The sequence below is a fragment of the Paenibacillus sp. RC334 genome (assembly GCF_030034735.1).
In the GTDB taxonomy this organism is placed as follows: Bacteria; Bacillota; Bacilli; order Paenibacillales; family Paenibacillaceae; genus Paenibacillus; species Paenibacillus terrae_A.
The window spans coordinates 3,573,358-3,585,758 of sequence record NZ_CP125370.1; the positions used below are offsets into that span (position 1 = coordinate 3,573,358).

13 protein-coding genes and 3 pseudogenes are annotated in these 12,401 nt (G+C 45.2%); 7 read left to right on the plus strand and 9 right to left on the minus strand.

Annotated features, from left to right (window positions below; translation table 11 throughout):
• Positions 1-313 precede the first annotated feature (313 nt).
• Positions 314-592, plus strand: coding sequence for a hypothetical protein (locus QMK20_RS16435; RefSeq protein ID WP_283652453.1), 279 nt, complete (start codon positions 314-316; stop codon positions 590-592).
• Between the two features lie 32 nt (positions 593-624).
• Positions 625-1,655: pseudogene (locus tag QMK20_RS27415) on the plus strand (glycosyl hydrolase).
• A 68-nt stretch (positions 1,656-1,723) separates the two neighbouring features.
• Here QMK20_RS27415 and QMK20_RS16450 read toward each other — a convergent pair.
• The 3 genes from QMK20_RS16450 to QMK20_RS16460 all read right to left on the minus strand — a co-directional run bounded on the left by QMK20_RS16450 (position 1,724) and on the right by QMK20_RS16460 (position 3,882).
• Positions 1,724-1,939: a hypothetical protein gene (locus QMK20_RS16450; RefSeq protein ID WP_025685324.1), complete on the minus strand. Its 216-nt coding sequence runs from the start codon at positions 1,937-1,939 to the stop codon at positions 1,724-1,726.
• A 157-nt stretch (positions 1,940-2,096) separates the two neighbouring features.
• Complete coding sequence (locus tag QMK20_RS16455; protein ID WP_283652455.1) at positions 2,097-3,200, minus strand: glycerol dehydrogenase; 1,104 nt, start codon at positions 3,198-3,200, stop codon at positions 2,097-2,099.
• Between the two features lie 133 nt (positions 3,201-3,333).
• Complete coding sequence (locus tag QMK20_RS16460) at positions 3,334-3,882, minus strand: GNAT family N-acetyltransferase (RefSeq protein WP_283652456.1); 549 nt, start codon at positions 3,880-3,882, stop codon at positions 3,334-3,336.
• 350 nt (positions 3,883-4,232) lie between these two features.
• On the opposite strand from QMK20_RS16460, the pseudogene QMK20_RS16465 reads away from it, so the two are divergent.
• Positions 4,233-4,400: pseudogene (locus tag QMK20_RS16465) on the plus strand (excalibur calcium-binding domain-containing protein); the annotation flags it as partial.
• Positions 4,401-4,470: 70 nt separating this feature from the next.
• On the opposite strand, the gene QMK20_RS16470 reads toward QMK20_RS16465, so the two are convergent.
• From QMK20_RS16470 to QMK20_RS16480, 3 genes are all read right to left on the minus strand, one after another.
• Complete coding sequence (locus QMK20_RS16470) at positions 4,471-5,457, minus strand: ketoacyl-ACP synthase III (RefSeq protein ID WP_283652457.1); 987 nt, start codon at positions 5,455-5,457, stop codon at positions 4,471-4,473.
• A 53-nt stretch (positions 5,458-5,510) separates the two neighbouring features.
• Positions 5,511-5,861, minus strand: a complete 351-nt coding sequence (locus tag QMK20_RS16475; RefSeq protein WP_283652458.1) for a hypothetical protein — start codon at positions 5,859-5,861, stop codon at positions 5,511-5,513.
• A gap of 192 nt (positions 5,862-6,053) precedes the next feature.
• A complete protein-coding gene (locus tag QMK20_RS16480) occupies positions 6,054-6,707 on the minus strand; it encodes a cell wall hydrolase (RefSeq protein WP_283652459.1) in 654 nt (217 codons plus the stop codon).
• Positions 6,708-7,055: 348 nt separating this feature from the next.
• Here QMK20_RS16480 and QMK20_RS16485 point away from each other — a divergent pair.
• Positions 7,056-7,728: pseudogene (locus tag QMK20_RS16485) on the plus strand (cupin domain-containing protein).
• A 107-nt stretch (positions 7,729-7,835) separates the two neighbouring features.
• A complete protein-coding gene (locus QMK20_RS16490) occupies positions 7,836-8,066 on the plus strand; it encodes an LSm family protein (protein WP_283652460.1) in 231 nt (76 codons plus the stop codon).
• Positions 8,067-8,266: 200 nt separating this feature from the next.
• On the opposite strand, the gene QMK20_RS16495 is transcribed toward QMK20_RS16490, so the two are convergent.
• Positions 8,267-8,392, minus strand: a complete 126-nt coding sequence (locus QMK20_RS16495; RefSeq protein ID WP_283652461.1) for a hypothetical protein — start codon at positions 8,390-8,392, stop codon at positions 8,267-8,269.
• Between the two features lie 169 nt (positions 8,393-8,561).
• Between QMK20_RS16495 and QMK20_RS16500 the strand changes: the two genes are divergently transcribed.
• Positions 8,562-8,831: a YuzF family protein gene (locus QMK20_RS16500; RefSeq protein WP_044648245.1), complete on the plus strand. Its 270-nt coding sequence runs from the start codon at positions 8,562-8,564 to the stop codon at positions 8,829-8,831.
• A gap of 73 nt (positions 8,832-8,904) precedes the next feature.
• Here QMK20_RS16500 and QMK20_RS16505 read toward each other — a convergent pair whose 3' ends face one another.
• Positions 8,905-10,092, minus strand: a complete 1,188-nt coding sequence (locus tag QMK20_RS16505; protein WP_283652462.1) for a GH25 family lysozyme — start codon at positions 10,090-10,092, stop codon at positions 8,905-8,907.
• A 198-nt stretch (positions 10,093-10,290) separates the two neighbouring features.
• The gene (locus QMK20_RS16510; protein ID WP_283652463.1) at positions 10,291-11,352 is read right to left on the minus strand and encodes a YeiH family protein; all 1,062 of its coding nucleotides are present in this window, start codon (positions 11,350-11,352) and stop codon (positions 10,291-10,293) included.
• A gap of 118 nt (positions 11,353-11,470) precedes the next feature.
• Between QMK20_RS16510 and QMK20_RS16515 the strand changes: the two genes are divergently transcribed.
• Positions 11,471-12,358 (plus strand): LysR family transcriptional regulator, encoded by an 888-nt coding sequence (locus QMK20_RS16515; RefSeq protein WP_283652464.1) that lies wholly within the window; start codon positions 11,471-11,473, stop codon positions 12,356-12,358.
• Positions 12,359-12,401 lie beyond the last annotated feature (43 nt).

A 12,401-nucleotide genomic window follows, 5' to 3' on the forward strand; every position in this document is an offset into this window, starting at 1 on the left:
CAAACTTTCCCGCTGATTTCGCGTTGATTTTATACTCATGCTTACTGTATATTTCCCACTTCTCCTGCATATTTATGAAGTGTACAACTATGTGTCAATATTTCACTGAATATAGAGTACGATGGCGAATCAAGGCAGAGTAGGTATTTTGACACCTTTTATTGCAGGACGGTAGTTATGGTATAATTTAGTCAACTTAATTAGATTGTAACGAGAGTACAACTACTTGCCTACCTATATTGAATTCACATTCATGAATCCGCACCCGGTTACAACCTGCATATTCTGATTGTAATTTAGGAGGAGGATACCGATGTCCCCAATCATTTTAGCTACTTTAATGTTAACGGGCATGTTTTTATTTCAGGTAGCCATCGTTCTGGGCATCATACACTGGATTTCCAAGTGTAGCCGCCGTCCAGCGCAAACCAAAATGGTTCTTACCATGGGTTTGCTTGCGTTGATTTTCGGCTTCCTTCTGCTGGAAAGCTGGATATATTCACAGGAACCGAACTGGTTGGTTTTCTCCTGTTTGCTAATAATCCTCATTAGCGCATGTATCCAGCTGAGAAAGCGCAAAGAAAACTTGTAATTTCATCATGATGTCATCAAAGGAGGAGCGCCATGAAATCTCACTCAATACGCTTTTGGTTGCAAAGGGTGCTACTGCTACTACTTGTTTTACTATTCAGTGTCTTACAGCAATCGTTCATTATAGCTGATGCCGCTCCGCCTGTTAATTCCCAGGCCTCTGCCAAAGCCAGGCAACTACTCACCTACCTTTCCAATGTGCCGGGGGGTACGCTAATTTCCGGGCAGCATGATTATTTGGAGGCACCGGATGAACAAAATAACAAGCTACAACAAATCAGCGGACAATATGCAGGACTCCATGGCTATGAGTTTGGAGGATTAGCCAATCAGTCCCACGCAGCCTTACAAGAGCAACGTCTGCGTGTTGTGGACAGTGCGATCAGTGGAGCCAGTCTGGCGGGATTGTAGCGATCACCTTTCATCAGGCGTTACCAGGTAAACCGAAAACGTGGAAAAACGTGCAAACCAAGCTCAGTCAGGCGGAATTTAATCGTTACATCACACCGGGTACCCCGCAATATCAACAGCTGATTGCAGATATTGATGAGGTTGCACTCTCCCTCAAAACCTTGCGGGATGCAGATGTGCCTGTTTTGTGGAGACCCTATCATGAAATGAACGGTAACTGGTTCTGGTGGGGGAACAAACAAAATTACGCCAAACTGTGGAATGTGATGTATGACCGATTCGTTAATGTTCATCATCTAGATAATCTGTTATGGGTATGGAGTCCGAATGCACCGAACGTATACAGCACACCGTACAGTCGAACTTTTCCAGGCATAAACAGAGTGGATATTCTCGCAGCTGACATATACAATAATGATTACAAAGCCTCTTATTACACCGGACTGCTCAAGCTTGCACAAGGCAAGCCGATTGGAATTGGAGAAAGTAATATTCTGCCGAGCGCCAATGTACTAAAAAATCAACCCGCCTGGGCTTATGCCATGACTTGGGGAAAGGAACTATCCACAACCAATTCGCAATCAGCGATCAGAACATTTATGAATCAAAATAATATTATCACACGGGACCTTCTCAACGAGGCTCTGCGCTGAAATAACAAAAAAAGCTTCAACTTCGCTCTATGAGTGAAATTGAAGCTTTTTTGAGTCTAACCAAGCGCTTAACTATTTCTAATCACTTCTTCCAGATCAATATCGGCATACGCCTCTTCACCGAGATGCACAGATACAATGGTATAGATCCGCTTGGTCAATCTCGACATCAGTCGATCTCCCGGCGCTACTGAATATTCTTCCCGATAATCTCCAATTTTATGAAAACCGCTGGACATATGGATGTACAAACTGCCTCTTCGTGTTTTACCATGTACCAACATCAAATCTCCTCCTGCTGTAACCATTCCTAATTTCATCTGTTACATGTATATCGGTCAGAATAAGATATGATATAAGTCCGCGTTTAAACCAAACGGGCCTGCCAGTAATATGACAGACCCGTTTTTGCAAAAGATATTTTCGTTCTTTAGGGAAAAACTATCCCTGATAGGATTCTGCAATCGCATTTGCCGCAATGATGGCGTTGTACACGTCAGCAGGACTGACCGGAAACGGCATATTGACCATCGTGTCATTCGATGCACAGGCAGCTTCGGCTACTTGACGCCATTCAGCCTCGACAAACTCCTCTACACCCAGATCACGAAGCGTCAATGGAAGACCTACATCCTTAACCAGTTTGATGACCGTTTCCAGTTCCTCTTTCGGTGCATTTTCCAGCACCAGCTGAGTTAGCAAGCCGAATGTGACCTTCTCGCCATGCTGTGCTTTATGCAGTAAAGGAACAGCCGTCATGCCATTATGAATCGCATGAGCTGCTGCCAAACCACCTGATTCCGCACCAACACCACTCAGATAAATTGTCGCTTCAATGGTATCTTCCACCGCACGAGTATATACTTTACGATCCACCGCAAGCTTGGCTTTCACGGCATTTTCCAGCAATGTATCATAACAGAGACGGGCAAGCCCCAGCCCTGTGGTGGAAGGCTTGTTCAGCACGAGGTTGTCCCCATTGGACTGATAACAAGCCCGCGCTTCAAAATAAGTAGCCAGCGCATCGCCGATGCCAGCTGCGAAGAAACGTGCAGGCGCCGCTGCCAGAATGCCCGTATCTGCGAGTACAACGTCGGGATTGGTTGGCAGGAACAAATACTCATCAAAGGAGCCATCTTTCTTGTAGATAACCGCAAGGGCTGTACAAGGGGCATCCGTAGAAGCAATCGTCGGGAAAATAACGACAGGCAGCTTTTCATAGTAAGCCGTTGCCTTAGCGGTATCCAGCGTTTTCCCGCCGCCGATTCCTATAATGATGTTAGCGCTATGTTTGCGCACCAATTCCCGGTTACGCTCAATTTCTTCTTTAGTACATTCATATTGAAATTTCTCGAAAATGGCCTGATTGCCAGCCGCTTCAATAGAAGCGCCAGCCTCCCTTTGAGCCCTTTCAAGTATAAACTCATCGCAAATAATAAAGGCTTTATCGCCATAATCCTTAATGTAGTCATTTAACGACGAGAGCAGATTTTGGCCAGAAATAAATTTCTTGGGTGAAGTGACGGACCTTACAACGTTTGTCATGTAAATTCCTCCTTAGCTTTGACTCACACCGAAAACACTATGTATCTCAGTATGTGACAACTTAACTATAGACCTCTTTTGACCCTGTTAAAAGACTGTTTATGGAATATTTTATGAACAAATTGTGTATCTCTCAAACTTTAACGCTTTCATTCCATTCGGAATACAGCATCCCCATCATAATACGGTCGTAACTGTTGCCATCACGAAGAACAGCCGAACGAACCCTGCCCTCAAGCTGGAAACCCGCCTTTTCGTAGGTTCGAATGGCCTGTTCATTGTACTCAATAACATCCAGACCGACCCGATTCAAATTTAATTCGTAAAAAGCATAACGAAGAATGAGACGCACCGCTTCCGCACCGTATCCCTTCCCACGGTAGTCCGTATTGCCTATGCCAATCGCCAACTGGCCGATCCGATTATTCCACTCAATCCCGTGAATGGCCACAAATCCGATCAGGACATCATCTGCTAACGTTCTCAACCGGAAATAGACCTCATTCGAACTGGGTGAACCTTCCGATTCCATTTGCTTCAGCGTATAAGGAAGTGCCAAGTCCGTATCCACATTTCGCAGATACTCCGCATCCTCTCCCCATTTGAACATCGTTTCGGCATCTTCTTCCCTGACAGCGGATAGTTTAATCCGGTCCCCATAAAATAAATTTTCGATTGTCATGACACTCCATCTCCTGTTTTATGTTGTCCCATTTTCGCTCTAGCTATTATGCTATTAAACGTCCGCAATATAAGCCCCCTCAGGAATTCAATGTATAAACTTTACAAAACAATCGGACAAAACACAAACAAATAGCCATAAACTATCCATTCATCCTTTTTTATAGAAAAATATCCCTGATTCTGATAGACTATAATCAGTCTAATCCCCTACATATTTGTATAAAGGACCGGGACTATAGTCATGAACAGAAAGGAAGAGTAAGGATGAACAAACAATCCAAAATCATCTCCATCGCACTGGCATCGGCTCTAGTATTCAGCGTTTCTCTTCAATTCGCCCCCACCGTGGAGGCCAAAAAATCAAAAAAATCCCATAAATCAGCTACGCAAAGTTCCGTCTATTACAAAAACTGTACAGCTGTTAAAAAGGCAGGTAAGGCACCTCTCTACAAAGGTGATCCCGGCTACCGCTTAGCACTCGACCGTGATCATGACGGAATTGCCTGCGAAAAATAATCTCTCATTACAATTGAATGGGTATAATGCACAAAAAGACCCTGCGGCCGCAAGGTCTTTTTCATATTCCTTAATATTTAAACAGCATAGCAACCAGCTGATATCCGGCTCCAATTGTCCAGAACAGCACATAATCACCGCGGCGGATGCGACCGGATTCAATCCCTTCATACAAGGCAATGAACGGGCTGCTGGTACCCGTGTAGCCATAGCGATCACCCACATAGATCATTTGGGCATCCTCCAGCTTCAAGTGCTCCTGAATCTTCAACACATTTGCCAGCGAAAACTGGGACAGGCAATAAGCCCGTATATCCTGAGGCGCCAGTCCGTTCTTCTTCAAAATGCGTTCAAGCAGCTCAAATGTAGGGGGCAAGGCCATATTAGCGTCAAACGGAAGCCACTGAATATATTTTCCCGGAGCATCTGCTTGGAGTGTTGCCGCTAATCCCTGAGCCGGGTACAAAATTTTATCTATGTTGACCGGGTCCGTAAAATACATAGAATCCATAAAACCTGTATCCTCTTCTGTACGCTCCAAAATAACCGCACAAGCGGCATCCCCATAATTGGCATAAGTAATTTCATCCTCAGGGCCAGAAACAAGTGAATTATAATCCGAACCAATGATAAGTGCTGTCCTCACGTCAGGACTAGACAGCATGGATCGGCTGGCTTGATCGACAGCCACCGTCATGCCTGCACAATTCGCGTTAGAATCCATGACAACCACGTCATGTCTGGCCTCAATCGCTTGATGAATAAATAGGGCATTCATAGGGAACAGTGACTCTGGGACTTGGGTGGAAAACACGATCATGTCCACATCACGGCCTGTCATTTGAGCCTGATCCAGCGCTTTCTTGGCAGCCGCGATCCCCATCGCCAAACCGTTCTCGTCCGGGTGATCAATAATGTAACGCTTTTTCCTGCCCATATGCTCCATGAAGCGCCGAATATCTTTGCCCTGTTTGCCAAAATGACGGATATAATATTCGTTATCTACTGAATGAGGCGGATGATACACACCCAATGCCTTTATTCTAATATGGCTCATCAGCAGGTTCCCCCTTACACATTCATCTCGCTGTTTGTCACCGCTTCAGAACATTATTGTACGACGATATCTACGTTGTTTAATCCCGCTTCACGTGCTACACGACCGAGTTGCATTTTAATAATCGTTTGTTGAAGGCTGATAACAAAAATCACTTTGGCAAATCCGGTCTCTTTATACCGTACAAAAGAACCTTTCAGTTTTTCTACTTCTCCTGGGCCCAGCAGTGCCAATTGGGTACAGTCTACTTTGAGCGTAAAGCTGGAAGCCTGAATAGAGGAAGTCTTGGATACATACTCATTGACAAAACTATCATACTCAGTCGGGCTAAACACACCGTTCACCGCCATATGTACCGTTTTAATGGTTTGATCCACTTCGATGCTGTAAGGATTTTGACTCATTTCAGTAAGACTCCTTTGAAATCATATTTTTTACTATTAATAGTATCGGAAAAATATGTAGAAATTTTAATATTAAAATAGAGAAATCGACACTAATATATTACAAATTTGTGAATATGCAAAAAAAGCCGCCACTGCTCCTGGCTACAGGGAGCAACTGACGACTAACGAGTTACGTGTTCTTACGTTGAATTAATTTGTAAACGTATGGCGGCCGAGTGAAATGACAGCCGGACGGCTCTTGCTCCACTTGGCTGTGGCAATGGCCGGATTGTAATAAAACAGGGACCCGTTCGTCGGATCAGCACCATTAAGAGCCTGTCTTGCCGCACGATACGCGGTCTTGTTCGGTTTCAGGCGGTATTGACCATCCTGTACAGCGGTGAACTGGCCTGGCTGCAAAATAACGTCCGGAATCGAGCTTGGAAATTCATTGGACTGCACACGATTTAATACGACCGCCCCCACGGCTACCTGCCCTTGAAAAGATTCCCCGCGTGCCTCGGCATAAATAATCCGGGCCAACTGCTCCAGGGCGGTTAAACGCACCTTCCCGAAGGAATCCAGCTTGGCTTGCGTTGTCGCTCCGGCTACACCGTCGGGCGTAAGGCCGTAGTCCCGTTGGAAACGGGCAACTGCTTTACTGGTCAAGGATCCGTAATACCCGGTAAAACCGGCTTTAAAATAACCGAGCGAATGAAGCTGCTGTTGAAGCTCCAGCACCTGCTCACTCTGAGCCCCTTTCGTCAGCGTTGACGATTGCGCTTGTACTTGTCCTGGAGCAACCGACAACACAGCACCCAGCATACATGCACAGGACAGGATCAACATAGAACATTTTTTCATATTCCAGACAACCTCCTCTTTCTTGTTCTGTCCGGTACAACCATTCCGGCCTGTACAACTCAGGGGCGTTTATCCGATGATGTTTCTTGGGCTATAGCTTATGCCTAGCTGCGGAAATGACGCGTTGCTACATACGGAATCGGACAAAGATGCTCTCACACGTCCGTTGCAGTATACCACAAGCCGCATTTACGTATCATCCGGCTCTGGTCCTATGACTGCGCATACAAATAACGTAGCCTTAGCGGACTGACGAGTGCCCCTATCCCTTGCACACAACATTGGGCGAATGCATAGGGTAGCTGTACGATCATCAAATTTTAAATAGCAGAAAGGCAGGAACGACGCGTGGATTCATATATGGATTACACCTCTCCCTCCGCACAATTTACTTATGATTTAAAAGACAATGTTTTATTTCAAAAGGATGCTCAAAACTACATCAACGAGCTTTCGATCCAGCAACTAAATACGTTGGCGAATATATCGCTGCTGGATATTTACCTCAGCACAGCCAACGTCGTAGAGCCTCATTACCACCAAAATGCAGCAGAACTGGTATACTGCGTCTCTGGAGCAGTGACCGTGTCACTAATTAACCCTTTCACCCGCGAGTTGCACCATTTCCCGCTCATACCTGGTCAGGTCGCTAATGTTCCCCAGGGATGGTGGCACTACGAGGTCGCCACAATGGATCATACTCATTTGATAGCGATTTTTAATGCTCCCACCCCTGAATTCATCCTCGGCTCCGACATCTTGCGATTAACGCCAAGCAATATTCTGGCTCATACCTACTGCCTGAATGAGAATAAAATTCAGGAAGCGCTCGCTCCTATCAAAAAGCCTGTGATCATCGGTCCGCCTAATGACTGCAAGCACCAGCAGGCCAAAAAAAACGGGAATACATGTGAGACTTGCCGATACTCCCCCATACCAACAGGTCGCCCCGGAAAGAAACTATGCCCCTACAAACGGATATCCCGGCTTCGCCTTTAACCCTTATCATGAATGGACCTGACCCTGATAAGATCATAAATCCGTGGGAATGCCCTCTCCCTGTATATTAGCCGTTACCGTTACATCATTCCTCTCATAAAATGCGAATGTACAAGAGGGGGTGATTGAATGGACGCTTATTACAACTGCTTGGGCTGTATGAACAGACGGGTACGTGTTTTGACTATGGACGGACAACAGCACGAAGGAACCATCGTGAAGGTGGATCGCAATAATGTGTACTTAAAAGCGGAATCAAACGGGCGTGTTCAAACCTCTGCATTTTATCCTGGCTATGGATATGGTAATCAAATCTTAACCTTGAGCCTGTTCACCCTATTAGCGATTGCTTTAATTTAGTCCACTGCACCCGTCAAGCCCTGTCTACCAAACCGATTGACACCTCATATGACAGCTACCACCCCCGACACTCATCCGTCAGGGAGTGGTAACTGCTATTTGGGGTGTTTTACAATCCAAACAAGTCACTTGAATCCCTTAAAATGCTAAATCCCCCACCAGCTATACACCGGTGAGGGATTTAATACACTCAATTCAAATTAGATCCATAACGACTTGGTGATGATGACCAGCAGAATGAACAGTACCAGGATAGCCCCTGTTGATGTCCAAACTCCGCCTGGGTATCCTTGACCGCCGCCACAACCTCTTTCGCATTCACTCATGGTAAGTTCCTCCTTCAATTCAAGGTACATCATAGCTTATGTATAGAGGCTTCCTATGGACCGGGCTTATCGGCAATGATGTGAATCTTTCCGTCGATTGGGCATCCGCCTACACCCTTTCTGGGCAGGAGCATAAGATATCACAATTAATCCTGAAGGAGTGAAGCAATTGAATCCAAATCAAGCGCTTAATTACAGTACGAACCAACCTTTTCCCCATCACCACCATACCCCTCATCACATCATGGTAACCCCTGTAGACCCGTATGTGGTAGAAACATTAAAATCGGTCATTGGCAAATATGTTGTACTGGAGACCACTCGTGGCAGAATTGACGGTTGTGTAGTGGATTGTAAACCTGATCATGTTATTTTGGATGTGTACGGAAAGAAATTCTTTGTCCGGATCTGTGAAATCGTATGGATTATGCCCAATTAGACGATTAGACGCCAAAAATCCTCGCCGATCCTATGCCAGATTCGCGAGGATTTACTATTGTCATAAGCTTCTGCTATTCAATATCTCCCGCCAGCGAAGAACGGAGTTCATCTATCGTTCCATTGAATTCATTCAAATCCACATTACCACGGATACCCGGAACACTACCTGTGCTACTGTACTGCCAGGCCCACCAGTTATCCCAGGCTGGAACTGCAGTCGGTTTTTGAGTGGTGCTGTATCTGGCTACCCACAATTTATACATAGAAAGTGTAGGATCAAACTTGGAAGCGAAGACATTTCCCGTGTACACGATTGGCAGACGTCCGGTAAGCTTCTCCGTTTCATCCAAAAATGCATGAGCCACTTCACTAATTTGCGCAGGAGTAAGACCTTTTGGGTTATTTTCATAATCCATCACTGGTGGAAGATCCAGACTGCCCCCTGCTGATTCTATAGCCCTGGCAAAATTAGCAGCTTCCTGACGAGCACCATCCGTAGTTGTAGCGTTCAAAAAGTGATAAGCACCGACCAGTATGTTGGCATCCCTCGCACCCTGAACATTTGCTAAAAATTGATTATCTTGATATGCTGTCCCCTCAGTAGCCTTGATGAAAGCAAATGTCTTGCCTGCGGCCGCAACCTGCTGCCAATCTATATTGCCATTATAGTGAGAGACATCGATCCCTTGAGCATGTCCGTCGGAAGAGATGACAGGCTCAGGGACGATTGTATCAGGAGCTATAGTAGATGTAACAGGCTCAGTAGATGTTGACTCCAGTGTTTCTTCTGAATCCTGATTCAAAGAAACACTACTTCCGCTTGAGACAGGTGGGGAAGTCAGAAACACCGTTTTTAACTTGCTGCTCCATGTCACATCAAGCCCTGTCTGTTCAGATACAAAGCGAAGCGGAACATAAGTCGTTCCGTCTTTAAGCAATGGAGCTACCATCAACCCCATTTGATGACCATCGACTGACGCTATGGGGCTATTTACCTGGAGGCTGAGGTTATGATCTCGATCCTGTATCGTTACCGTACTTGTCTTGGGCTCCCAATTGACCTTATAACCCAATTCCTCCACAATGAGACGAAGTGGGACCAACACATTACCTTTTATTTCCTGGATCTGAATTCCCTTCGCAGTACTTAAATCTTTACCATCCAGCTCAATATGTGAACTTGAAGACGTAGCGTGAGTTTCCCCTGGAAATACCCATAAAAACAGAAATAAAAAAGCCAAAAAACAAATTTTCTTCATTATGTACCCTACCATTCTATAAATTTTCACTTATGAAAATCGTGCAATCTAGTATCCTCAGTACCCGCCATTTTGATAGACGCCAATAATATGTAAAAAGTTACGGATAAGTCATCACATATCTCAAGTTTATCATTTACAGCACTAAAAAGTCTCTACCAGCTACATAGCGAGCAGAGACTTCTTTTGTATCCTTATTCACACGGTTAAAAATGTTAAGCCTGCAAGAATGACCGAGGTGATGGACAGCACCAGTAAAGGAAGCACCGCTTTCTCCCGCAAGGTCTTAAAGCTCACATTCAGCCCCATGCCTACCATTGCCATCGTTAGCATAAATGTGGTGATGTGAGAAAGTCCGTTCATCAGACTAGAAGGAACTACGATATATTTTCCCAAAACATAGCTACCGATCAAACTTGTTATGACAAATCCAATGAGAAACCAGGGGAACTCCATTTTCGCATCCGAGTGGATCTTTCCGGTTCGCTTCATCCAGTACATGATCATAAAGCTAAGCGGTATTAGCAAAAAGACACGGCCCAGCTTGGCTAGTAAGCCAATCGCGAGAGCATCCTGTCCGGCAGGTTCAGCAGCTAAGGCCACATGTGCAATTTCATGCAAACTGATGCCTGACCATATTCCATATTGCATATCCGTCAAAGGAAGCCAGGATCGAAGGACAGTAAACAAAATGGCAAATACAGTTCCGACCAAAGCAATGAGCCCTACTCCTATAGCCGTATCCTCATCCTTGGATTTCAACAGGGGAGAGACAGCCGCAATCGCAGCCGCACCGCAGACACCTGTCCCAATACCGAGAAGAAGCGAGAGCGAAGCATCTGCCTTAAAGCGCTTGGCCAGCCACATCGTAAACAGGATGGAAAATACGACGGTACCCATATCACGCAGGAGCAAGCCCATACCGTGATGAATAACAACATCCATATTGAGCTTTAGTCCGTATAATACGATAGCCCCTCTCAGCAATTTTTTAGCCGAAAACTCAACCCCTGAGTGTAAAGCTTCGGGATATCCCCATAGCTGTCGGTATAAGACTGCGAGAAACATGGCGCAAGCCAAAGGGCCTACATAATGAAAGCCAGGTATTTCGTTCAGACCATACCCCACGGATGCAAATATCATGGTCAGTCCAATGCCTAAGATACGCTGGATAAAGCGATTTCGGTTAGAGTGTGGGGAACGCTTTTGTGATAAACCGGAACTTAGTGAACATTTCATGCGCTTTATGTGACTGCTCATGGTGAATACCTCCAATTCTGTCTTCATAAAGCTTAATGCGTATTTTGTCATAAGGAAAATAAATCATTATAATAGTATTCATAAGTAAATACATATGATGAAAATGGAGGAGTTGGCTTTGGATCAATCTTTAATCGTATTTGTTATGGCAGCGGAGAAACAAAACTTCACAAGAACAGCCGAAGAGTTACACATGACCCAGCCTGCCGTAAGTCAATACATTCAAACGCTGGAGCGTACGATGGGAGCCCGGCTTTTGGAGCGAAGTAATAAATATGTGCGTTTAACCAAAGCCGGTGAAATTGTATATCATCATGCCCAGGAAATTATCCGCCTCCACACCCGAATGCAGTATTTAGTGGACGAGCTGATGAATACAGCAAAAGGCAATCTGTCCATTGGCGCAAGCTACACGTACGGAGAGTACGTACTTCCTCATGTGATTGCGCAAATGAGAAGTCAATATCCGCTCATTCAGCCCTCCATTAGCATCGGCAACACTCAGGAAATTGAAAGATTGGTGATCGGCAATCAACTGGATGTGGGGATTATTGAAGGAGAATTTCAGCATGACCATTTGTACATTGAACCGTTTGCAGAAGATGAAATGTATATTGTCGTTCCACATCATCATCGTTTGGCTGGTAAAGCTCAAGTGGGATTAAGTGAGCTACAAGAGGACATTTGGATTCTGCGCGAAGAAGGCTCTGGAACCCGGGAAGCGGCGGAAAAGATGTTTGCACGATTTCAGTTTGCCCCTGCTCATATTATGGATTTTGGCAGCACTCAGATTATTAAAGAGTCTGTAGAAGCAGGCTTGGGCATTTCTTTGCTGTCACAGTGGACAATTCAAAAGGAACTCACCTTGGGCACTTTAAAAGTGTTGGATATAAGCGGCTTCCCGGTCGTTCGAAAATTCTCTTTTCTGACCCCTTCTGCGGTATTTGAAACGAAAGCGGCTACCGTTTTTTTAGAGGTTTTACGAGGTTATAACGTGAAAAGGTGAACCGCCTACTCCGTTTTTATGAAAAAGATCCAAAAGCCCCTTG

Coding starts and splice junctions, on each gene's coding strand:
- QMK20_RS16490 (WP_283652460.1), top strand. CDS start 7,836: ATGGACGCTTATTACAACTGCTTGGGCTGTATGAACAGACGGGTACGT.
- QMK20_RS16470 (WP_283652457.1), bottom strand. CDS start 5,457: ATGAGCCATATTAGAATAAAGGCATTGGGTGTGTATCATCCGCCTCAT.
- QMK20_RS16450 (WP_025685324.1), bottom strand. CDS start 1,939: ATGTTGGTACATGGTAAAACACGAAGAGGCAGTTTGTACATCCATATG.
- QMK20_RS16460 (WP_283652456.1), bottom strand. CDS start 3,882: ATGACAATCGAAAATTTATTTTATGGGGACCGGATTAAACTATCCGCT.
- QMK20_RS16505 (WP_283652462.1), bottom strand. CDS start 10,092: ATGAAGAAAATTTGTTTTTTGGCTTTTTTATTTCTGTTTTTATGGGTA.
- QMK20_RS16475 (WP_283652458.1), bottom strand. CDS start 5,861: ATGAGTCAAAATCCTTACAGCATCGAAGTGGATCAAACCATTAAAACG.
- QMK20_RS16435 (WP_283652453.1), top strand. CDS start 314: ATGTCCCCAATCATTTTAGCTACTTTAATGTTAACGGGCATGTTTTTA.
- QMK20_RS16495 (WP_283652461.1), bottom strand. CDS start 8,392: ATGAGTGAATGCGAAAGAGGTTGTGGCGGCGGTCAAGGATACCCAGGC.
- QMK20_RS16480 (WP_283652459.1), bottom strand. CDS start 6,707: ATGAAAAAATGTTCTATGTTGATCCTGTCCTGTGCATGTATGCTGGGT.
- QMK20_RS16455 (WP_283652455.1), bottom strand. CDS start 3,200: ATGACAAACGTTGTAAGGTCCGTCACTTCACCCAAGAAATTTATTTCT.
- QMK20_RS16510 (WP_283652463.1), bottom strand. CDS start 11,352: ATGAGCAGTCACATAAAGCGCATGAAATGTTCACTAAGTTCCGGTTTA.